The organism is Curvibacter sp. GW821-FHT01G03 (genome assembly GCF_059422285.1).
The window spans coordinates 174,336-194,670 of the sequence record NZ_JBWKWP010000009.1 but is presented as its reverse complement, the minus strand read 5'-3'; the positions used below and the strand labels follow the sequence as shown (position 1 = coordinate 194,670).

The 20,335-nt window shown below is 63.3% G+C and carries 20 protein-coding genes; 4 read left to right on the top strand and 16 right to left on the bottom strand.

Going from position 1 to position 20,335, the window contains the following annotated elements:
• Nucleotides 1–28: 28 nt before the first annotated feature.
• The 5 genes from AC07VS_RS15000 to rpsP all read right to left on the bottom strand — a co-directional run bounded on the left by AC07VS_RS15000 (nucleotide 29) and on the right by rpsP (nucleotide 3,188).
• Complete coding sequence (locus AC07VS_RS15000; RefSeq protein ID WP_492347885.1) at nucleotides 29–733, bottom strand: CoA pyrophosphatase; 705 nt, start codon at nucleotides 731–733, stop codon at nucleotides 29–31.
• Between the two features lie 115 nt (nucleotides 734–848).
• Nucleotides 849–1,232 carry a 50S ribosomal protein L19 gene (gene rplS / locus AC07VS_RS14995; protein WP_492347884.1) on the bottom strand — a complete coding sequence of 128 codons (384 nt, stop codon included), beginning with the start codon at nucleotides 1,230–1,232 and terminating at the stop codon, nucleotides 849–851.
• Between the two features lie 211 nt (nucleotides 1,233–1,443).
• A complete protein-coding gene (trmD, locus tag AC07VS_RS14990; protein WP_492347883.1) occupies nucleotides 1,444–2,223 on the bottom strand; it encodes a tRNA (guanosine(37)-N1)-methyltransferase TrmD in 780 nt (259 codons plus the stop codon).
• Between the two features lie 19 nt (nucleotides 2,224–2,242).
• Entirely contained in the window at nucleotides 2,243–2,815 is a 573-nt protein-coding gene (gene rimM / locus AC07VS_RS14985; protein WP_492347882.1) for a ribosome maturation factor RimM, read from the bottom strand.
• A 121-nt stretch (nucleotides 2,816–2,936) separates the two neighbouring features.
• Nucleotides 2,937–3,188 (bottom strand): 30S ribosomal protein S16, encoded by a 252-nt coding sequence (rpsP, locus tag AC07VS_RS14980; RefSeq protein WP_019574721.1) that lies wholly within the window; start codon nucleotides 3,186–3,188, stop codon nucleotides 2,937–2,939.
• A 119-nt stretch (nucleotides 3,189–3,307) separates the two neighbouring features.
• Here rpsP and AC07VS_RS14975 point away from each other — a divergent pair, with 119 nt between their 5' ends.
• Together AC07VS_RS14975 and AC07VS_RS14970 are read left to right on the top strand one after the other, a co-directional pair.
• A complete protein-coding gene (locus tag AC07VS_RS14975; protein ID WP_492347881.1) occupies nucleotides 3,308–3,829 on the top strand; it encodes a GNAT family N-acetyltransferase in 522 nt (173 codons plus the stop codon).
• A gap of 9 nt (nucleotides 3,830–3,838) precedes the next feature.
• Nucleotides 3,839–4,294: an NINE protein gene (locus tag AC07VS_RS14970; protein ID WP_492347880.1), complete on the top strand. Its 456-nt coding sequence runs from the start codon at nucleotides 3,839–3,841 to the stop codon at nucleotides 4,292–4,294.
• Nucleotides 4,295–4,305: 11 nt separating this feature from the next.
• Here AC07VS_RS14970 and AC07VS_RS14965 read toward each other — a convergent pair whose 3' ends face one another.
• From AC07VS_RS14965 to AC07VS_RS14950, 4 genes are all read right to left on the bottom strand, one after another.
• Nucleotides 4,306–5,520 (bottom strand): FAD-dependent monooxygenase, encoded by a 1,215-nt coding sequence (locus tag AC07VS_RS14965; RefSeq protein WP_492347879.1) that lies wholly within the window; start codon nucleotides 5,518–5,520, stop codon nucleotides 4,306–4,308.
• Nucleotides 5,517–9,110, bottom strand: coding sequence for a bifunctional diguanylate cyclase/phosphodiesterase (locus AC07VS_RS14960; protein ID WP_492347878.1), 3,594 nt, complete (start codon nucleotides 9,108–9,110; stop codon nucleotides 5,517–5,519). Before AC07VS_RS14960 ends, AC07VS_RS14965 begins: the two co-directional genes overlap by 4 nt.
• A gap of 843 nt (nucleotides 9,111–9,953) precedes the next feature.
• Nucleotides 9,954–10,256: an H-NS histone family protein gene (locus tag AC07VS_RS14955; RefSeq protein WP_019574726.1), complete on the bottom strand. Its 303-nt coding sequence runs from the start codon at nucleotides 10,254–10,256 to the stop codon at nucleotides 9,954–9,956.
• Between the two features lie 163 nt (nucleotides 10,257–10,419).
• Nucleotides 10,420–11,718, bottom strand: coding sequence for a hemolysin family protein (locus AC07VS_RS14950; RefSeq protein WP_494751341.1), 1,299 nt, complete (start codon nucleotides 11,716–11,718; stop codon nucleotides 10,420–10,422).
• 24 nt (nucleotides 11,719–11,742) lie between these two features.
• On the opposite strand from AC07VS_RS14950, the gene AC07VS_RS14945 reads away from it, so the two are divergent.
• Complete coding sequence (locus tag AC07VS_RS14945; RefSeq protein WP_494751340.1) at nucleotides 11,743–12,576, top strand: symmetrical bis(5'-nucleosyl)-tetraphosphatase; 834 nt, start codon at nucleotides 11,743–11,745, stop codon at nucleotides 12,574–12,576.
• Between the two features lie 54 nt (nucleotides 12,577–12,630).
• Here AC07VS_RS14945 and AC07VS_RS14940 read toward each other — a convergent pair whose 3' ends face one another.
• From AC07VS_RS14940 to AC07VS_RS14910, 7 genes are all read right to left on the bottom strand, one after another.
• On the bottom strand, nucleotides 12,631–14,091 hold the full coding sequence (locus tag AC07VS_RS14940; RefSeq protein WP_492347875.1) for a DEAD/DEAH box helicase: 1,461 nt from the start codon (nucleotides 14,089–14,091) through the stop codon (nucleotides 12,631–12,633).
• A 141-nt stretch (nucleotides 14,092–14,232) separates the two neighbouring features.
• Nucleotides 14,233–15,111, bottom strand: coding sequence for a KPN_02809 family neutral zinc metallopeptidase (gene ypfJ, locus AC07VS_RS14935; protein WP_494656952.1), 879 nt, complete (start codon nucleotides 15,109–15,111; stop codon nucleotides 14,233–14,235).
• 168 nt (nucleotides 15,112–15,279) lie between these two features.
• Nucleotides 15,280–15,558, bottom strand: a complete 279-nt coding sequence (locus AC07VS_RS14930) for a hypothetical protein (RefSeq protein WP_492347873.1) — start codon at nucleotides 15,556–15,558, stop codon at nucleotides 15,280–15,282.
• 173 nt (nucleotides 15,559–15,731) lie between these two features.
• Entirely contained in the window at nucleotides 15,732–16,118 is a 387-nt protein-coding gene (locus tag AC07VS_RS14925) for a cupin domain-containing protein (protein ID WP_494751339.1), read from the bottom strand.
• Nucleotides 16,115–16,681 (bottom strand): dCTP deaminase, encoded by a 567-nt coding sequence (dcd, locus tag AC07VS_RS14920; RefSeq protein ID WP_492347871.1) that lies wholly within the window; start codon nucleotides 16,679–16,681, stop codon nucleotides 16,115–16,117. Before dcd ends, AC07VS_RS14925 begins: the two co-directional genes overlap by 4 nt.
• Before the next feature lie 72 nt (nucleotides 16,682–16,753).
• Nucleotides 16,754–18,067 (bottom strand): guanine deaminase, encoded by a 1,314-nt coding sequence (gene guaD / locus AC07VS_RS14915; protein WP_492347870.1) that lies wholly within the window; start codon nucleotides 18,065–18,067, stop codon nucleotides 16,754–16,756.
• 56 nt (nucleotides 18,068–18,123) lie between these two features.
• The gene (locus AC07VS_RS14910; RefSeq protein WP_494751393.1) at nucleotides 18,124–19,713 is read right to left on the bottom strand and encodes an aminotransferase class V-fold PLP-dependent enzyme; all 1,590 of its coding nucleotides are present in this window, start codon (nucleotides 19,711–19,713) and stop codon (nucleotides 18,124–18,126) included.
• Nucleotides 19,714–19,847: 134 nt separating this feature from the next.
• Between AC07VS_RS14910 and AC07VS_RS14905 the strand changes: the two genes are divergently transcribed.
• Nucleotides 19,848–20,333 (top strand): Lrp/AsnC family transcriptional regulator, encoded by a 486-nt coding sequence (locus tag AC07VS_RS14905; protein WP_494751338.1) that lies wholly within the window; start codon nucleotides 19,848–19,850, stop codon nucleotides 20,331–20,333.
• Nucleotides 20,334–20,335 lie beyond the last annotated feature (2 nt).

The following is a 20,335-nucleotide window of genomic DNA, read 5'->3' as shown; positions in this document are numbered from 1 at the left end:
GGCTCTTGCCGCTTCAGCGTCGCAGCCCTCAGGCGACCAGAAATCGGTAGAAATTGCGCAACATGCCGGCCGTGGCACCCCAGATGAAACGCTCCTGCTCACCGTCCATCCACGGCATCGAAAACCATTCGCGCCGCACCCCTTCGGCCTCATAGGCATGGCGCCGGTGGTTCGCAGGGTTCATCAGAAAGGCCAGCGGCACCTCAAAGGCCGAGGCCACCTCGTCAGGGTTGAGCTGCAGGCTGAAACCCGGACTGACCAAGCCCACCACCGGGGTGACGATGTAAGCCGTGCCGGTGGTGTAAATGGGCAGGCTGCCCAGCACCTGAACGTGCTCTGGCGCCAGCCCCACCTCTTCCTGGGCTTCGCGCAAGGCCGTGGCCGCAGGCGAGGCATCGGTGTCGTCCATGCGCCCCCCTGGAAACGCGACCTGGCCGGAGTGCGTCGACAGATGCTCAGTGCGCTGGGTGAGCAGCACCGTAGGCTCGTCACGCAGCACGATGGGCACCAGCACCGAAGCCTGGGCGGGTTGCCGATTGGCGAAGCGGCGCTCCATCGTCACTTCGGGCTGCCAGGTCGGCGGCAGGGCAAACCGCTTGGCCATGGCCTCGGGGCGCATTCGCTCCGCACTGACGGCCGGCAAATCAGCATCCGTGCGCAGCACCGGCACCGCACGGGGGTCAAAGTTCGGCAGGCGCGACAAGGGCGTGAGGGCGGAGGGTTCAGTGCTCAAGGAAAGGCCCCTGGGGTGAAAGCAATGGCCCGGCAGACCGGATGGTGTGCCGCAAAAACAAAAAAGCCGCTGACAGCATGGGCTGCAGCGGCTTTCCCGGAAGAAGCTATCAAGCTCAGGCGGCAGCAGCCACCTTGTTGACACGCGACGGCAGCTTTTCCTTGATGCGAGCCGACTTGCCGCTGCGCGAACGCAGGTAGTACAGCTTGGCACGGCGGACATCACCACGACGCTTGACTTCGATGCTGGCGATCAGCGGGCTGTAGGTTTGGAACGTACGTTCCACGCCTTCGCCGCTGGAGATCTTGCGCACGATGAAGCCACTGTTGAGGCCACGGTTGCGCTTGGCGATCACGACGCCTTCGAAAGCCTGAACGCGCTTGCGGGTGCCTTCAACCACGTTCACGCTGACGATCACGGTGTCGCCAGGGGCGAACTCGGGAATGGTCTTGTTCAGGCGAGCAATTTCTTCTTGCTCAAGAGTTTGGATCAGATTCATGAGGACCTCATACGATCTTGCCCGCGCCAGGATGGCAGTGTCGGAATGACGTGCACCGTGCTGCACAGAACTGAAGCAAAACGCCGTGCTGGCGCACGACACACTGCTTCAACCCTGGGGACAATTCAGAAGAATTTGCAAGGTGGCTTGTCCGCAAAATGACGGATCAAGCGGCCGGCCAGAGGATCGAAAAGCCTTTGATTATAACCAATCAGGAATTTCTGGCCAAGGCGGCTTCATCCTTGGCACTCAGCAGACCGGATTCACGCGCCGCCACGATCAGTTCAGGCCGGTGTTGCGCCGTGATGCGAAGGCGCTCGTCCCGACGCCATCGCTCGATGTGGGCATGGTGCCCCGACAGCAGCACCTCAGGCACAGGAACCGGCGCGGCGCCCTCACCGGGCTGCCAGACTTCGGGCCGGGTGTAGTGCGGACAGTCCAGCAGCCCATCGAGGGCCGGATTGAAGCTGTCGAATTGGTGGCTGCCCTCGTCATTGAGCACACCGGGCTGCAGACGTGTGACGGCATCGATCAGGGCCATGGCAGCAATCTCGCCCCCCGACAGCACGAAATCACCCAGGCTGATCTGCGCATCGACATGGGCATCAATGAAGCGCTGATCGATGCCCTCGTAACGACCGCACAGCAAGATCGCACCTGGACCTTGCGCCCACCGCTCAACGCCAGGATGGTTGAGCACCCGCCCGATGGGCGAAAACAGCACCACCGGCGCCCGCTCATCCTCGGCCAGGCTGGCACGGTCGGCACGCAGGGCCTGCAGGCAACGCTCCAGAGGTTCGATCATCATGACCATGCCTGGACCACCACCAAAAGGCCGGTCATCCACGCGCCGGTAGTTGCCTTGGGCAAAATCGCGCGGATTCCAGAGACGAACGCTCACCTGGCCTGAGGCATAGGCCCGGCGCGTCACGCCCGCCGCCAGAAACGGCTCGAACAACTCAGGGAACAGGGTGATGACGTCAAATCGCATGGGTTGATGCCGGCCAGGCTCAGTAATCAGGCTGCCAATCGACGGTGATGCATCGGCCCGCCAGGTCCACCTTGTCCACATAAGCCGCCACAAAGGGCACCATGCGCTCCAGGGTCTTGCCGTCTTGCTCATAGGCGATGACCAGCACCGTCTGAGGCCCGGTGTGCATCAGGTCGCGCACCACACCCAGCGCCAGGCCTTCGCGGTTCACCACATTCAGACCGAGCAGGTCCACCCAGTAGTACTCATCGGCGCCAGCAGTCGGGAAGCTGGAGCGCGGCACAAAAATCCGCGCACCTTTCAGGGCTTCGGCCGCATTGCGATCAGGCACATCAAGAGAGGTGGCCACGACAGAGTCCGAATGGTCCTTGGCCTCCTTGATCACCAGGCGCACGGTCCCTGTGAAGGTCTTGGCCCCTTTTTCAGCCGGTTGCAGGTACCAGCGCTTGGACGAAAACAGGGCCTCAGGCGAGGCGCTGTAAGGCAACACCCGGAACCAGCCTTTGATGCCCCAGGCATCGGCAATGCGACCCACCTCGATGGCATCGACCGGAAGCTCAGCGGCTTCGAGAGGGGGAAAGTTCTGTGACATGAAAATGCAGGCCCCAAAAAAATTCAGGCCGGCGGTGCGAACACTGCCGGCCTGTTGATGCGCTCAGTCTATGCGCTCAATCAGTCAAGCGAAGAGCGTGCGGATTGAACGCGTGGCGCGATCAGGCAGCCTTCTTGGCCAGTTGCTTGATCAGGCGTTCCACGGTGTCGGAAGCCTGGGCGCCAACGCCCTTCCAGTAGGTCAGACGGTCTTGCGCAATGCGCAGACCTTCTTCCGATTCCTTGGCGCTGGGGTTGTAAAAACCCAGACGCTCAATGAAGCGGCCATCGCGACGTTCGCGCTTGTCTGCGACGACGATGTTGTAGAACGGACGGGCCTTGGAGCCGCCGCGGGAGAGTCGAATGACGACCATGATTTATCCTTGGGTGGTGGAATTTCTTCCGAAATTTCTTCCAGCGTTGAGACACGCGACATAGCCACCCGGCCAGCGACACGCTGAATAGCTCTCGATTATAACCCCTTCACGTTTTTATGCCGATCATCCGCCCCAGCACCGAAGCCGACGTACCCGCCATCACCGCCCTCTATGCCCACCATGTGCTGCATGGCACCGGTACTTTTGAGGTCGACCCGCCCAATGAAACCGACATGGCCGCAAGGCGCACTGACGTGCTGGCCAAAGGCCTGCCCTACCTGGTCATGGAGCACGAGGGCCGGGTGGTGGGCTTCTCGTATTGCAACTGGTTCAAGCCTCGGCCCGCCTATCGTTTTTCCGCAGAAGACTCGATCTACATGGCCCCGGAGGCCAAGGGCCAGGGCTGGGGGCGCGCCTTGCTGGCCGAACTGGCCGCCAGGGCCGAGGCCGTGGGCGTGCGCAAGTTGATCGCCGTGATCGGTGACTCGGCCAACGCCGGTTCGATCGGCGTGCACCGCAGTGTCGGCTTCACTCCGGCCGGTGTACTCAAGGCCTGCGGCTGGAAGTTCAATCGATGGCTCGACATCGTGCTGATGGAAAAAAGCCTGGGTCAGGGCGACCGCAGTTCACCCGAGTAAAGTCGGGCCATGAAAAACAAAACCCTCGCGGCGTGGCTGGCCTTTCTGGGCGGCCCGCTGGGCTTGCATCGTTTTTACTTGAAGGGTTGGGGTGACTGGCTGGGCTGGGCGCTTTGGGTTCCGACCCTGCTCGGCCTGTGGGGTCTTGAGCGGGTGCAGGCTCTGGGCCTGGACGACACCTTGAGTTGGGTGCTGCTGCCCGTGATGGGTTTCAACATCGCAGGCTGTGCCCTGTGTGCCATCGTCTACGGACTGATGACACCCGAGAAATGGAACAGCCGCTACAACCCCGGCGCAGCGGGTGATGCGCCCCCGGGACGCACCCACTGGGGCACAGTTGCGGTGCTGGCAGCCGCCTTGTTGATCGGCACCGGCGTGCTGATGGCCAGCCTGGTCTACAGTTTTCAGCGCTACTTTGAATACCAGATCGACGAAGCCCGCAAGATCTCCCAGCCTGCCGACTGAGGCTCAGGGCCTCAGCCGCGCGCCGGCAAAGAGTTGAGCGGATCGCCACCGTAGAGCCAGGGGACGTCCAGGAGCCGGTCACCCAGGAGCTGCATGCCCAGGTCTCGGCCCCAACGCAGCAAACCACTGGAGTGGAAGATGCGCCCGTTGCGCTCGGCCCGGGCCTGCACGCGGGCGCAACGTTGCCAACGGTTCAGTGCGTAGCGCTGCAGCCGGGTGGGTAGATCGATCTCGAACATGGCCAGGGACTGCGCCAAGGCGTGGGCGTCCTCGATGGCCATGCCTGCACCCTGGGCGAGGTAGGGGCGCATGGGGTGCGCTGCATCGCCCAGCAGGGCCACACGCCCGCGAGCCATCTGGTCGGCGCCCGCCACGGGCGGCCGGTCGCACAAGGCCCAGAGGCGCCATTCAGGCACGGCTCCGATCAGCGCCTGCAAGCCCGCGCAGGTCCCGGCCATGGCGATTTGCAACTGCTGCGCATTGGTGCTGTGGTCCCAATGGCTGAGATCGCCCTCGACCTCGCCGTGCACGATAGCCACCACGTTCTGCCAGTCGCCCCCCCGCACCGGGTAGGCCACCACATGCAGACGCGGCCCCAGCCAGGCCGTGACAGATTGGGTTCTCAAGGCCGCAGGCAAAGACGATTGCGGCAACATGGCACGAAAGGCCAGATGGCCGGTGGCACGCGGCTGACTGTCGCCCCACACCTCACGCCGCACCTGGCTCCACAGGCCGTCGGCACCGACCAATACATCACCTTCAATGCGCTTTCGACCCTCCAGCTCCAGTGACACCCCCTCCCCAGCGGCCGCCCCATGCACGCCCAGTACGGACGAGGCCTGGTGCAGCGCCACCTGCCCATGGGCACGGACGGCCTCCAACAGCACGTGGTGCAGGTCGGCGCGGTGGATGGTGGCATAGGGTGCGCCGTAGCGCGCCTCGGCGCGGCCACGCAACGCCAGCCCGCCCAGCACGGCCCCAGACAACGCAGACCGCACCTGCAGCCGATCCGGAAAGGCAGCCACCTCTTTGAGCGCGGCCTCCAGCCCCCAGTGATGGAGCACACGGACCACGTTCGGGCTGATCTGGATCCCTGCCCCCACCTCGCTGAAAACAGGGGCGCGCTCAAACAGGCGCACCACCCAACCGGCTTGCGCACAGGCCAGGGCGGCGGCCAAGCCGCCAATCCCACCACCGGCCACCAAAACTTCGATCTGCTGACTCATCCGAGGATTGTGCCGCGCTCCTGGCGCTCGTTTTCGACCAAGCCTTGCGCTCGCTCAAGCACATCGACTGGCGACGGCCGCCCGAAGAGGTAGCCCTGAAAGGCTCGGCACCCACTTTGAAACAAAAATTCGAGCTGTCCCAGCGTCTCGACCCCTTCGGCCACCACGGCCAGGTCCAGGCTGCCGGCCAAAGCCAGAATGGTGCGGACGATGGCAGCGTCGTTGGGATCAACCAGGACATCACGCACAAAGGACTGATCGATTTTCAACTGATCCAGCGGCAGACGCTTCAGATAGCTCAGGCTGGAGTACCCGGTGCCAAAGTCGTCCAACGAAAAGCGCACGCCTTCCATGCGCAATTCGGTCATCTTGGCAATCATGTCCTCCACATCGGTGAGCAGAAGGCTCTCCGTCAACTCCAGTTGCAGACATCGCGCCCGAGCCCCGGAGCGCGACAGGCTCTGGCGTACCCAGGACACGAAATCAGGGTGTCTGAATTGCCGGGCGCTCACATTGACAGAAATGGTCAGGTCACGCGTGGCCTCCTGCTCTGACCACCTCACGAGCTGGGCACAGGCCTGGTCGAGCACCCACAGACCCAGGGGCAGGATCAGTCCCGTCTGCTCGGCCAAGGGGATGAATTCCCCCGGCGAGACCATGCCGCGCTGCGGATGCGCCCAGCGCACCAAGGCCTCGGCACCGGTGATGCGACGCGCGTCGTCCACCACGGGTTGGTAGTACAGCAGCAGTTCATGGCGCAGCAGGCCCTGCCGCAGGTCGCCCTCCAGCACCGAACGTGCGGTGACGGCGGCCTGCATCTGCGGGTCAAAGAAGCGCAGCGTGTTGCGCCCGTTCGCCTTGGCCTGATACATGGCCAGGTCGGCACGCTTGAGCAACTCATCAATCGGGGTTTCGTCGCCCTGGAACAGAGTGATGCCGATGCTGGGTGTGCTGTAGTACTCCAGGCCGTTGAGGTCAAAAGGCTTGTTCATGCTGGCCAGCAGCTTTTCAGCCACACGTTCGGTCTGCTCCGCGGCCGCAGCCCGGTCATGGGCCAGGTCTTCCAGCATCAACACAAACTCGTCGCCTCCGAAGCGCGCGACCGTATCGCACTGCCGCACGCACTTGACGAGCCGGCGCCCGACCTGCACCAGCAGTTGATCGCCCTTGGCGTGGCCCAAGGTGTCGTTCAGATCCTTGAAGTTGTCCAGGTCCAGGAACAACAGGGCCCCGTGATGCCCCATGCGCTCGCTGGACAGGCAGGCTTGATGCAGGCGATCGATCAGCAGGCGACGATTGGGCAGTTCGGTCAGTGCATCGTAGAAAGCCAGGCGCTCGATTTCGCGCTCGGCTCGCTTGCGATCCGTGATGTCACGCGCCACCCCCAGAATGCCCGTGATTTGGCCTTCATTGTCCCGAATGGGTGTCTTGATGGTTTCGAACAAGCCATGGTGACCATCCGAGAACACCATGTCCTCTTCGTAGATCATCGCCTGCTTCAATTTCAGCATTTCCAGGTCCCGGGCACGGTAATGCCGGGCGGCCTCCACCGAGAACAGTTGCTCGTCGGTGCACCCCATGATGGCGGCCTCGCCGTGCCCGGCAAATCGCTCGAAAACCGGATTGCAATATTGGTAACGGCCTTCGATGTCCTTCAGGAACACCATGTCAGGCAGTGCATTGACCAGGGCTCGCAGGCGGGTCTGGTTCTGCTCCAGGGCCAGTTCCATGGTCTTGCGTTCGGTGGTGTCGATGGCAAAGGCAATGAAGCCGACGATCGCGCCGTCCGCCCCACGCTCGGGCGCCAATGTGGTGTGGCGGTAGCGCACCTGCCCCGAGGGCAGTTCCACCCGGTTCTCGAAAACGACCAGCTCCCCGGCCAAGGTACGCTCCACAAAGGGCAGCATGCGCTGCAGCCGGTCCGGTGAAACGATGGCCGACAAGGGCTGCCCGCGCATGGCCTCGACCGAATGACCGAACCAGGAGGCGTGGGCCTGGTTGACAAACTGAAACCTGAGGTCGCGATCCAGCCGCGACACCCCACCGGGCATCTGCATGAGAATGCTGGCCAGTTGCGCATCCTTCTCATGGGCCCGTCGCTCTGCCTCTTTGCGGGGGGTGACATCAATGTTGAAGCCCACCAGTCCCCGCACCGATTCACCCTGCCAAAGAGGCGCCACGATGCACAGGAACGAGCGCATCCGGCCCTGCACCGGGGTGTCCATCTCGTATTCGATCACTTCGCCTTGCCAGGCTCGGGCGTTGTAGCGTGCCCAGCGTGCCTGCTCTTCCACCTGGTCGGTGCACTGAGCCGGTGTCAGGCCCAGTTGGGTGCCGAAATGGGCCACCCGTGCCGGGTTCTCGAGCACGAGGCGTTCCTGCTCGTCCCGCACCCAGGCCTCAAATGGCATGTTGTCGACCATGGTGCGCAAGACGGCTTCATTGCTGCGTTGCAATTGCTCGTCCAACTTTTCACGGGTGATGTCCAACACCAGCCCGTCCCACATGACGCGACCATCGTCCAAAGGCCTGGGCGCCGAGCAGACACGCAGCCACCGCATGACCCCATTTTTGCCAGGCATGCGCACCACCACATCCAACACGGACATCGAACGCGCTGATTCGGCCTCTGCCGCGCGTAGCAAGTCCAGGTCCTCGGGTAGCAGGCGCCCGTACAACAACATCGGATCGCGCACAACATCGGCCATGTTCATGCCGCCCACACGCTGCACCGCATCGCTCACATACACAAATCTGTTGTGGCCCTGCAGGTCACGTTCGGCCTGAAAAAGCAGTCCGTTGGGAATATTCCTGGCCAGGGCAGCCAGTTGGGCCTCCCGATCACGCAACGAGGCTTCGGTCCGCCTCACCAGTTCATAGGGCTGGCGAATGTTGATGCCAAACACGGCCCGGAAGATGAGCCAATCCGCCAGCACCTTGAAGACATGCCCCAGCACATTGAGTGAATCTTCTGGCGCGTGGTAGCTGGCAAACACGACCTCGCCCAAGGCCATCACGAAACAGGCCCCCGCCAGCCAATACCCACGCGATCGGCCGGTGCGCTGTGCCGAGCCCCAGAAAGTGACCGCAATCGCCAGGTTGACCAGACACAGCAGGTATTCGACAAACACCTTGAATGTCGTCAGGCCGTATTCCGGCACATAGACCGCAGGCAAACCCGCTGGCGGCCAGGTGAACAGCCCGAACAAGCCCAGCGAAACCGCCACGGCGGCTCCGAACCAGCGTCCGGCCGCACCCGGCAGGCGAAGGTTGATCGCCAGCAGCGTCAACGCCAGGGTTTCGAAAATCCGAGCGGCCAACCAGAAGTAAATCGCCTTGGAGGTACTCGATGTGGACAACAAAGGCGGCATCCCGGCGTAGGACAGCGCGTGCAACAAATCGCAGACAGCCGTCACCGTGAAGCCGAAAATCAGGGCATTGGACTGCCTCCGCTGCACCCGGTCCAGCGAGTACCAGGACACGGCCACCACCAAAGAGGCCACCACCACGGCCGACAACTCCAGCAGAAGGTGCAAACCCAGCCACAAACCCTCACCCCGCTCAAACAGCCGCACCGGGGGTGACAACATCAACAATGAAAGAAGCACCCCGGCAGCCATCCCCAGTCGGGTCGTTATTTTTCGCGCCTGAAGACTGGCGTCTTGGTCCTTCATGCTGACAGCCTATCGATTTCGTTACATCCTTTATCAGGCAAAAACGACCGATCGACAATAAGAATGTGGAGCATTGCGGCCTAAATACCTCAATCCCGTCGGTCGGCTGCTAGAGAACGGTCTTCGTCAGCCCGCAGCAAGGTCTGATCATTGGACTCACCCCATGACCGATGACACGGCAGGCCCATCCCGGGCCGAGGCCGCACCGCCTGCCCCGGTTCGGTGCATGAAGGACTTGTCAGCGACGATGCGAAAACGAACGGAGAACCGCCATGGAAAAATCGAGGCGGCAGGGCATGGCGCTCCCAAAAAGCACCGGTCTTCCTGCGGATGACGAAATCCTGAGCACCAGCCGAACAGACGGGTTCAGCCGTTCATTTCATCCGCGCAACGCTGCGGCCTGATATGGGGTCCGCCTTGCGGCGCACCTTGCTTGAATGACAAAGCGCTCTGCCGACACTGACAATTCAAGGAGATAGCCAACACGCCAATCTCAAATACCTTCACGCACCCAAAATGAAAATCAAAAACACATGATTTTCACTATATCAATTCACATCATCAAACCCGCCGATCCATGAGCCCACCGGAAGGCAGGGTCTCAAACACATTTAGACACAAGTTCGGCTACCACGCGCGAGAACCCCAATGTTCTTGACCAACGAGACAACAAAAAGCCCGTGCAGAAGTGTTTCTGCACGGGCTTTTTGTTGTCATGCGCCTGAAGCGCAGAACGGGATTCAATCAATCATCAGGGGATCACGCGGCAATCAGAAATTGAGCACGGTCCTGATCTTGAATCCACTTAGGGGCCTTGCCGCGGCCAGTCCAGGTTTCGCCTGTGGCGGGATTGCGGTATTTGGCAGCCACTTTGCCACCCTTGGCAGCAGAACTGCTGCGGGCGCGCGGTGCCTGGAAAATATCTTCGGCCGTCAGACCAAAATCAGCCACCAAAGTACGCACTTGCGCCACCGCGTCAGCGGTTTCACGCTTGCGGGCTTCTTGAATTTGCTGCTCAAGGGCTTCGCGTTGCTTCAGTAGATCCTTGTAAGTGGTGCTCATGATTTGATCAACCCATTCGTGTTTAAAACCCCATTATAGAAATAAATTCAAGCCGTACAAAGATCAGGGCTGAGCCCTTCTGCAATTTGAGGATTATCTTCACGAAGCAGACACAGGCACCTGATTATTGAAGCGCCGGCAACGCGGCCAAATGCCCAGGCACTCAGGGGCTGGTACCCAGGGGCCAGGCCAGAACTTTGTCAATTCTTCGACCATCAAGATCGACGACTTCAAAAATCCAGCCAGCACACTCGATGCGTTCACCCGTCGCAGGCAAATGACCGGATTCAAACATCAGCAGGCCTGCCAGGGTGTTGTAGCGGCCGCGCTCTTCATCGGGCAATTCGCGAATATCCAATCGAGCCCGCAATTCATCCACGGGCATCAGGCCATCCAACAGCCACGATCCTCCCTCGCGGCGCACGGCCCAGGCATCGGCCTGGGCCAAGGGTTGCAGTTCGCCGGTGATGGCTTCGAGCACATCGTGCGGAGTCATCAAGCCTTGTACCACCCCATATTCGTCCACCACCAGCACCATGCGGGCCGCGCGGGCCCGGAACTGCTCAAGCAATTCCATGCCGCTGAGGGTTTCGGGCAGAAAGGCCGCCGGCAAGGCATGGGCCTCGATGGGGCCGACGTGGTCCGGCCCCAGTTCCAGCAACGACGCCACACTGATCAGCCCCACCACGTCGTCCAGCGAACCACGGCAGACGGGGTACCAGGAGTGACTGCTCAGCGCGCCTGCACCGCGAATCCTTTGCAGGCACTGCGCCACCGTATCTTGGGCCTCCAACCAGTCGATCTCGGCCCGGGGCAACATCATCGACGTCAGGGGCCGGTCATCCAGGCGAAACACGTTCTGCACCATCTGATGCTCGTGCTCTTCAATGACCCCGGCGTCCAGCCCTTCTTCGAGGCTGGCCACGATTTCCTCTTCGGTGACCGAGCGCCCTCCCGAATCATCGACCCGCAGCAAGCGCAACACCGCATGGGTACTGAGCGACAGAAGACGCACAAAGGGCTTGGCCCCGACCGCCACCCAGGACATGGGGCGCGAAATCCAACGGGCCACCGTCTCCGGATACAGCTGGCCGATGCGCTTGGGCACCAGTTCACCAAACACGATGGTGATGAAGGTGATCACGGTCACCACCACCGCGGTCGCCGTGACACCGGCCACGCCCTCAGGCATGTTCCAGCTCACCAGCCAATGGGCCAGACGATCGCTGAAAGCGGCCTCGCCCAAAATGCCGTTGAGCATCCCGATCGAGGTGATGCCGACCTGGACCGACGACAGAAACTGGGTCGGCTTGTCAAGCAAGGCGAGTGCCGTGGCGGCCCCCTTGTCGCCCGCCTCGGCCATGGCGGTCAAACGGGCTTTGCGACTCGATGCCAGGGACATCTCGGACATGGCGAACACTGCATTGAGCAGGGTCAGCAGGGCAATCAGCAGGAAATCCATGCAGGGGAGTGGAGAATCAACACCATGGCAATGTACTTGATTGGTGATGTCCAGGGCTGCAACGATGCCCTGGGCCGTCTGCTGGACACGCTGGGTTTCTCACCCAGCCGTGACACGATTTATCTGTTGGGCGACTTGGTCAACCGGGGCCCCGACTCGGCCGGGGTGCTGCGGCGCCTGATGAAACTGGACGACGCTGCCCGTTGCCTGCTGGGCAACCACGACCTGCACTTGCTGGCTGCAGCGCAGGGTCTTCGCCCGCCCGGTCGCAAAGACACCCTCCAGACCCTCCTCCAGGCCGACGACCGTGCCACCCTGATCGACTGGGTGCGCCGCCAGCCCCTGGCGCGCCATGAGAACGGGGTGCTGATGTTCCACGCCGGGGTGCTGCCCAGCTGGACACCGACCCAGGTCATGGCCTTGGCCGCTGAGGTTCAGCAAATGCTGAGCGGCCCGGACTGGCTTGATTTTCTGCAGAACATGTACGGCAACCTGCCCCTGGGATGGCGTGATGGCCTGCGCGGTCACGACCGCCTGCGCGTCATCGTCAACGCGCTCACTCGACTGCGTTTTTGCACACCTCAGGGAGAAATGGAATTCGCCAGCACCGAAAGTGCGGAGGGAGGGCCACCCGGCTACCTGCCTTGGTTCGACGTGCCGGGAAGGGCTACTGCAGACACCCTGGTGGCCTTCGGCCATTGGTCCACCCTGGGTTGGCAGAATCGCCCCCATTTGCTGTCACTGGACACGGGCTGCGTCTGGGGTGGTTGCCTGAGCGCTGTGCGCCTGGGCAAGCGACCAGAAGATCGGGAATTGATCCAGGTGAAATGCCCGCCCGCTCAGAAACCCGGGCGTTGAGGGCATTCCTACCGGCCTTGAGCCTCGCCAAAGGCCAGAAGCCCGGCGCTGAGATCAGGAAACCACCGGATCAGCCGCCTTGAACAACGCAGCCACCTTGCGCTTGGGCTTGATGTTCGACGAAATCGCCCTGGCAGGCGCCTTGGCAGCGGCCTCCCAGGCAGGTGCTGCATCGACCACCGGGGCCTGATAAGGCTGGTCAAAAAACGGATCCCGCGGCGCAGAATGGGTGCGATAGGAACGGCGCTCACGGCCATAGCCTTCGGCCGTTGCCTCGGTGCGTTCGCGTTCACGTTCACGCGGAGCAGGACGACCTTCGCCTTGCTGGTACATGCGGCGCCCTTCGTTGATACGCTCGCGAGGACGGTCTTCGTCGTATTCCAGGGCCTCGACTTCGATCTTCTTTTTGATCAGCTTCTCGATGTCAGCCACCAGACGGGCATCGTTGTTGCCGCCCACAAAGCTCACGGCCAGACCCGAAGCACCCGCCCGACCGGTCCGGCCGATGCGGTGCACGTAGTCTTCGGCGTTGAAAGGGATGTCCATGTTGAACACCGCCGGCACGTCCTTGATGTCGAGGCCTCGGGCCGCCACGTCCGTGCACACCAGCAGATCGACTTCACCCTTCTTGAAGGCATCAAGGGCCTTCAAGCGCTCGTCCTGGCTTTTGTCACCGTGCAACGCGGCCGTCTTCAGACCATCTCGGTCCAGCGAACGGGCCAACCTGGCACAACCCAGCTTGCTGTTCACGAAAACAAAGGCTTGCTTGATGCCTTGCCGACGCAGCACCTGGTGCAGGGCACGGCGCTTGTCGTCGTCGTTCACGCCATAAAAATGCTGCTCCACGGTCGATGCCGTGGCGTTCGAGCGAGCCACCTCGATCGTGACCGGGTCTTGCAGGTAGCTACTGGCCAACCGCTTGATCTCAGGCGAGAAGGTGGCCGAGAACAGCAAGGTGGTGCGTTGCTTGGGCAGGTAGCTCAGGATGCGCTGCAGGTCAGGCAGGAAACCGATGTCCAGCATCCGGTCCGCCTCGTCCAGCACCACGTACTCGACCTGGTTCAGCACCGCGTTCTTGGCCTCGATGTGATCAAGCAGACGCCCTGGCGTGGCCACCAGAACTTCGACACCGCGCTTGAGCTCTGCCGTCTGGGGTTTCATGTCCATGCCGCCAAACACCACCGCGCTGCGCAACTGGGTGTACTTGGCATAGAGCTTGACCTGCTGGGCCACCTGATCGGCCAATTCGCGCGTGGGCAAAAGCACCAGGGCACGCACGGGGTGGCGGGCAGGAGACGTCGAACTGTTTTCGTGCTTGAGCAGTCGCTGCAGCAAAGGCAGGGAGAACGCCGCCGTCTTGCCGGTGCCAGTCTGTGCGGCCCCCATCACGTCTTTGCCCGTGAGCACCACCGGAATGGCCTGAGCCTGGATGGGGGTCATGGACTCGTAGCCCATCTCGGCCACGGCGCGAGCCAGGGGCTCAGCGAGCGATAAATGTGAGAATGATGTCGTCATGAAGCCTTGTATTGTCGCACCGGCGGGGAAAACCCGGTAATGCGGCGTATTTTTGCCGCCCAAAAAGTGGTTTCACCACCTTGAATGCCATGAAATTGATAGCGGCCTGCTGAGTCAGGTCAAGGCTCATCGGCCTGTGGTCTAGAGGTTACGGGCACTGAAGGTGTCGCAGGCGCGCACCGTGCCCTCGCGCAGCCCTGTGGCAAACCAGCGCTGACGCTGGGCACTGCTGCCGTGCGTGAAGCTTTCCGGCACCACCGCACGGCCTGCCGCCTTTTGCAAGGCATCGTCGCCGATGTGTGCCGCGGCGTTCATCGCCGACTCGATGTCGCCAGCCTCCAGAATGTGTCGGCTTTGATCGGCATGCTGAGCCCACACCCCGGCCAGACAATCCGCCTGCAGCTCCAGCCGCACGCTCAACGCGTTGTAACGCTCCGGGCTGACACGGCCACGGGCCTCGTCGAGCTTCTGGCTGATGCCCAACAGGTGCTGCACGTGATGCCCCACCTCGTGGGCGATCACATAGGCCTGGGCAAAATCGCCTGGCGAGCCCAGGCGGGTACGCAAAACCTCATAGAAATCGAGATCGATGTAGACCTTCTGGTCTGCCGCGCAATAAAACGGCCCCATGGCCGCCTGCCCTTGGCCACACGATGTCGGCGTGCTGCCCCGGAAGAGCACCAGCCGAGGCTCTCGGTACTGGCCGCCAGAGTGCTGGAAGATGTCTTTCCACACGTCTTCGGTATCGGCCAGCACCACGGAGACGAAACGGGCCAAGCGGTCGTCAGCAGGTGGGGCATGGCTGGCGGCGGGGGCCGCGCTCTGGCTGGGTGCACCGCCCTCGAGCAGACCCAGCAGGGTGAGTGGGTTGATGCCCATGAACCAGCCCACGGCCAGCACCACCAGCACGGTGCCCAGACCCAGGCGTCCGCCCCCCAAAGAAAAGCCGCCCCCACCCGAGGCAGGCTCGTCACGGCGGTCTTCAACGTTGCTGGAACTTCTCTGGTCTTCCCATTTCATGCGGCACTCCCAAGCCGATCAACGGCAGTCAGGACGGATGCTACCTGGGAGCCGTCCTCAAAAGGGATGAGGTAGCGTGAAAAATGGCACGGCATGGGGCCCGCCTGCGGAGCACTCGGCGATCGGGCGGGCGCCAAGGCCACAGCCCCGGTATCAGGGCGTCCGGCGTCAGGGATTGCGGCGCGGGGTGCTCGGGCTCTCGCAGGCCGGGTGCACGGGGCGCCCCGGCACGCTGCCGCACATGGCCGACAGTTCTCGCTGCTGCACCCAGGCGGCCGGTGCCGGGGCAAAGGCATCGTCCTCTTGCGGGCTGGCGCTGTACAGCAAGCCACCGCGACTCAGCACCTCGATCATGACCAGGACAGCCAGCACGCCCCCAACGGCAATCAGGATGGGCAGGTCCAGCCATTGAGTCCAGCGGATCGTGGGACTGGAAGAATTTTTCATGACACTGCGCTCCTGTTGGGTGACAGGAAATCGTAGGTAAGCAGATATTTCCGGGCTGTAGGACGGAAGCCCATCCCCCCGTGCGAAATGTCCAGCAGATGACACAAACGCCGCTGGCACCAACATGGAAACCGTCCAAATCCCGGCTCGTCTGGCCTGGTGCCCGCCCAGAATCAGTCGAGGATCACCCAGGCCTTGGTGACCGTCTCCAGGACTTCGAAAGCCCCCTGAAAACCCGCCGGAATGTGCAGGCTGTCCCCGGGACCGGCCTCGCGCCAGGTGCCCAGGCGATCATGCACACGGCAGCGCCCCGACAGCACGGTGAAGACCTCCTGCTGGTGCGCGCCGAACTCGATGCGCCAACGGCCCGGCTCGCAACGCCAGAGCCCGCTGCTCAGGGCACTGGCCTGGCCCACCGGGGCGGTCACAGCCGTCCAGGTTTCGCGCAGAGGGTTGCCCTCCTCCAGGCGCTCGGGTCGGGGCCGGGAAAGTTCGGGCGCCCCGGCCGACTCCAGCGTGTAGCCGGTGGTCTGCAACGGCGACAGCTGGGGGGTGCTCAAGCGCGTGGCAGGGTCACGCCATGCTGACCCTGGTACTTGCCGCCACGGTCCTTGTAGCTGACCTCGCAGACCTCGTCGCTCTCGAAGAACAGCACCTGGGCGCAACCCTCACCGGCGTAGATGCGGGCGGGCAGCGGTGTGGTGTTGGAGAACTCCAGCGTCACATAGCCCTCCCATTCGGGCTCGAAGGGGGTCACGTTGACGATGATGCCGCAGCGGGCATAGGTGCTTTTGCCCAGGCAGATGGTCAGCACATTGCGCGGGATGCGGAAGTACTCGACCGTGCGGGCCAGGGCAAAACTGTTGGGCGGGATGATGCACGAGTCACCCTCGAAATCGACAAAGCTCTTTTCATCGAAGTTTTTCGGGTCGACGACCGTGCTGTGGATGTTGGTGAACACCTTGAATTCAGGGGCGCAGCGGATGTCGTAGCCATAACTGCTGGTGCCGTAGCTGATGATCTTGCGACCCTCCTGCTCACGGATCTGACCCGGCTCGAAGGGGTCGATCATGCTGTGCTGCTCGGCCATGCGCCGAATCCATTTATCGCTCTTGATGCTCATGGGAATGCTCCGTTGCCCGCCCTGGCGCAAGCCAGGCGTTGGGCGGCCCATTGTAGGGCAGCCCGTGGGGGATCACGCCTGGGCCAGGGCCGCCTGGCCGGCCACGAAGGTCTGCTCGATGAGGCGGTCGTCACCCAGCACGATCAGGGCAAACAGCAGTTCATCCAGGTTGCGCGCCTGGGCCGTCTTGCGCGCCAGCAGCGGGGTGGCCCGGGGGTTCAACAGCACGAAATCGGCGTCGCTGCCGGGCTGCAGGTTGCCGATGGCGGGGGCTCCGGCCACCCCGCCCAGGCCCAGCGCCTGGGCCGCACCGGCCGTGTGCTGCCACCACAATTGCTGCGGGCTGAGCGACAGCCCGGGCTTGGTCTGCCCCTCGCGGCCCACGTAATAGGCCGCCAGCATGGTGTGGAACGGGCTGAACGAGGTGCCTCCGCCCACATCACTGGCCAGGCCATATCGGTAACCGACCCGATCGGCGCCTTCGTAGTCGAAGAATCCGCTGCCCAGGAACAGGTTGCTGGTCGGGCTGATGGCGGCGGCCGCCCCGGTTTCGCGCATCAAGGCACGGTCATCGTCATCAAAGTGGATGCAATGGGCGTAGATGGCACGCTCCCGCATCAGGCCGAAATCGGCATAGGTGCCCAGGTAGCTGCGCGACTCGGGAAACAGCTCGCGGGCCCAGGCGATCTCGGCCTTGTTTTCGGCCACATGGGACTGCACCCAGACCTCCGGATAGCGGGCGGCCAGCTCGCCGGCGCCCCGCAGCTGGGCGGGCGTGCTGGTCGGGGCAAAGCGCGGCGTGATGGCATAGCCCAACCGGTCCACGCCATGCCAGCGGCGGATCAGGTCTTCGGTATCGATCAGGCTCTGTTCGGTCTGATCGCGCACGCCGTCGGGCGAGAAGCGATCTTGCAACACCTTGCCGGTGATGAAGCGCATCTGCCTCTGGCGGGCCTGCTCGAACAGGGCATCGACCGAGGTCGGGTGCGAGGTGGCAAAGGCCAGTGCCGTCGTCACCCCATGGCGCAGCAACTCGTCGAGGAAGAAGCCCGCCACCTCGGTGGCGTAGTCGCCGTCGTGAAAGCGCGATTCGTGAGGAAAGGTGTAGTTCTCCAGCCAGGGCAGCAGACCCTCGGCGGGCGAGCCGATCACGTCGGTCTGGGGGCAGTGGATGTGCAGATCGACAAAACCCGGCGCCAGGATGCGGCCCGGGTGATGGGTCACCACCACGCCCGGGTAACGGTCGATCAGCTCGCGGTACGAGCCCACGGCCCGTACCACGGGGCGGCCCTGGGCGTCGGGGCCGATCACCAGCAGGCCGTCTTCTTCATAGACGGCAGAACGGTCATCGGCAAAGCGGAGGATGGCGGCGCGGTGTGCTTTCATGGGGCCGCAGCATACCCGCAGGCCCCGGGGCGCCCATATGGCAGGTGCCATAACCGCTATCGCGACAGCGGCATGCCCGCAGAACGCTGTTGCGCCAGGCCCGCCAGGGCAACCAGGCCACCCGCCAGTTGGCCGACCTCGACATGGCCACAGGCCAATGCCTGTGCGGCGGCCCGCTGACTGCGAGCCCCGCTGCGGCACAGAAACAACAGCGGCGGCGACGCCTCCAGCCACCCCGGCAGCACCTGTGCCAGTTGACTCAAGGGCACCGACTGCACTGGCCGGCCGGCCATGCGGGTCAGGCCGCTGGCCTGGTGCTCGTGGGGGTCGCGCACATCCACCAGGCGGGCTTGTGGATGGCGGGCCAGCCAATCCGCCAAGGCTTCAGGTGCCACGCACAAGGCCTCGGCAAGACCTGCAGGAGCAGGTGCAGTCTGATCGTCTTCTGGCAGCCCTGCCCCTTGCAGAGCGGCGCCGCAGGCGAGCAGGCGCTCACAAACCTGATTCACGAAAGTCTCATCCACCAGCAAGCCCAGAGACAGTCGAACCGAGGCCGTGCTGCGCGATGCCGGCCAGCCCATCGCCGCCAGCACGGCACTGGGCTTGGCCTGGGCCGCCGAGCAGGCGCTGCCGGCACTCACCATCAGGCCTGCGGCTTCCAGGGCACTCATCAAGCGCTGTGCCGGCACACCGGGCCAGGAGAAATTGAGCGTGGTGGGCAGGCTGTCTTCTAGGGCGGCATTCAGGACCACGCCCGGGAATGCCGCCTGCAGGGCCTGCCACACGCGTTCACGGTAGGCCTTCAAGCGCGCGGGCGGGCAAAAGGTGTTCCCCCGCTGCAAGGCCGCCAGCACAGCCCCCAGGGCGGCGATGCCGGGCATGTTCTCGGTACCCGACCGGGCGCCGCCCTCCTGGCCACCCCCGGCGATCAGGGGGGTGAAGGGGCTGCCCTCACGCACGTACAGCAGGCCCACCCCCTTGGGCGCATGCAATTTGTGGCCAGAAAACGGGGCGTAGTCGATGCGGCTGGCCGCCAGGTTCAGCGGCAGCTTGCCCAGCGCCTGCACCCCATCGACCAGCCACAGCGCAGGGCTGCCGGCCTCCTCCAATACCGCCTCGATGCCGGCCAGGTCACTCACCACGCCGGTCTCGTTGTTGGCCGCCATGGTGCACAGCAGCCCCACCTGGGGCAAGGCGACACGCAAGGCCGCCAGATCGTGCCGCCCACGCGCATCCACGGGCAAGGCGCGCACTTCAAAACCCAGACCCAGCACCTGGTTCCAATGCGCCAGGGCCTCGGGCACGGCCTTGTGCTCGGTGGCGCCATACAACAGCACCCGACCCGCCGGCAGGCCCTGGCGAAGTCGGTCACGCAGGCCGCACAGGGCCGACAGCACCGCGGTCTGGATGCCCTCAGTGGCGCCGCTGGTGAACAGCAAGTGCCCTGTAGTCGCTCCCAACACCTCGCGCGCCCGTTGCCGGGCCTGGCTGAGCAGGGTCTGCGCCCTCAAGCCCAGGGCATGGGTGCTGCTGGGGTTGCCGTAGGCGCTCAGCATGGTGGCCTGGGCGGCAGCGGCGGCCTCGGGCAGCACGGCGCTGGTGGCGTTGAAATCAAGGTAGAGCTCGGCGGGCAGGTCCAGATTCATGGGGCGGGAGCGGGGTTGCAAGAGGTGACTGAAGGCTGAAAGTCTAGAGATTCGCTCTTTGAAAAACATTCCAAAAATCCCCCAAGAATTGGGTTTTGATAGAAAATTTTCCTAATTTCAAGCCAAAAAACAAGATGAACCCACTGGACCGCATCGACCTTCAACTGCTGGACGCCTTGCAACACGACGGCAGCCTGTCCATCGCCCAACTCGGAGAGCAGGTGGGCCTGTCCTCCACGCCGTGCTGGAAGCGGGTCAAGCGGCTGGAGGACGAGGGCTACCTGGAGCGCCGCGTGGCCATCGTCAACCGCAAAAAGGTGGGCCTGCCGATCACGGTCTTCGTCAGCCTGCGCATTGCCCGGCACGATGAACGCTGGCTGGCGCAGTTTGCCGCCGCCATCACCGCCCTGCCTGAGGTGCAGGAGTTCCACCGCATGAGCGGCGACGTCGACTACCTGCTGAAGGTGGTGACCACCAGCATCGAGGGCTACGACGCCTTCTACAAGAAGCTGATCCGGGTGGGTGAGCTCAGCGGGGTTTCCTCGGCGTTTTCGATGGAGCAGATCAAAAGCAGCACCGCCTTGCCGCTGGCCCTGCCGGGTCGCCAGGACAGTGCTTGATG

What these genes read in the sequence shown, in the direction of transcription:
- rplS (WP_492347884.1), bottom strand. Translation starts at nt 1,232, where the DNA reads ATGAATCTGATCCAAACTCTTGAGCAAGAAGAAATTGCTCGCCTGAAC.
- trmD (WP_492347883.1), bottom strand. Translation starts at nt 2,223, where the DNA reads ATGCGATTTGACGTCATCACCCTGTTCCCTGAGTTGTTCGAGCCGTTT.
- rimM (WP_492347882.1), bottom strand. Translation starts at nt 2,815, where the DNA reads ATGTCACAGAACTTTCCCCCTCTCGAAGCCGCTGAGCTTCCGGTCGAT.
- rpsP (WP_019574721.1), bottom strand. Translation starts at nt 3,188, where the DNA reads ATGGTCGTCATTCGACTCTCCCGCGGCGGCTCCAAGGCCCGTCCGTTC.
- AC07VS_RS14975 (WP_492347881.1), top strand. Translation starts at nt 3,308, where the DNA reads ATGCCGATCATCCGCCCCAGCACCGAAGCCGACGTACCCGCCATCACC.
- AC07VS_RS14970 (WP_492347880.1), top strand. Translation starts at nt 3,839, where the DNA reads ATGAAAAACAAAACCCTCGCGGCGTGGCTGGCCTTTCTGGGCGGCCCG.
- AC07VS_RS14965 (WP_492347879.1), bottom strand. Translation starts at nt 5,520, where the DNA reads ATGAGTCAGCAGATCGAAGTTTTGGTGGCCGGTGGTGGGATTGGCGGC.
- AC07VS_RS14960 (WP_492347878.1), bottom strand. Translation starts at nt 9,110, where the DNA reads ATGTTGTCACCCCCGGTGCGGCTGTTTGAGCGGGGTGAGGGTTTGTGG.
- AC07VS_RS14955 (WP_019574726.1), bottom strand. Translation starts at nt 10,256, where the DNA reads ATGAGCACCACTTACAAGGATCTACTGAAGCAACGCGAAGCCCTTGAG.
- AC07VS_RS14950 (WP_494751341.1), bottom strand. Translation starts at nt 11,718, where the DNA reads ATGGATTTCCTGCTGATTGCCCTGCTGACCCTGCTCAATGCAGTGTTC.
- AC07VS_RS14945 (WP_494751340.1), top strand. Translation starts at nt 11,743, where the DNA reads ATGGCAATGTACTTGATTGGTGATGTCCAGGGCTGCAACGATGCCCTG.
- AC07VS_RS14940 (WP_492347875.1), bottom strand. Translation starts at nt 14,091, where the DNA reads ATGACGACATCATTCTCACATTTATCGCTCGCTGAGCCCCTGGCTCGC.
- ypfJ (WP_494656952.1), bottom strand. Translation starts at nt 15,111, where the DNA reads ATGAAATGGGAAGACCAGAGAAGTTCCAGCAACGTTGAAGACCGCCGT.
- AC07VS_RS14930 (WP_492347873.1), bottom strand. Translation starts at nt 15,558, where the DNA reads ATGAAAAATTCTTCCAGTCCCACGATCCGCTGGACTCAATGGCTGGAC.
- dcd (WP_492347871.1), bottom strand. Translation starts at nt 16,681, where the DNA reads ATGAGCATCAAGAGCGATAAATGGATTCGGCGCATGGCCGAGCAGCAC.
- guaD (WP_492347870.1), bottom strand. Translation starts at nt 18,067, where the DNA reads ATGAAAGCACACCGCGCCGCCATCCTCCGCTTTGCCGATGACCGTTCT.
- AC07VS_RS14910 (WP_494751393.1), bottom strand. Translation starts at nt 19,713, where the DNA reads ATGAATCTGGACCTGCCCGCCGAGCTCTACCTTGATTTCAACGCCACC.
- AC07VS_RS14905 (WP_494751338.1), top strand. Translation starts at nt 19,848, where the DNA reads ATGAACCCACTGGACCGCATCGACCTTCAACTGCTGGACGCCTTGCAA.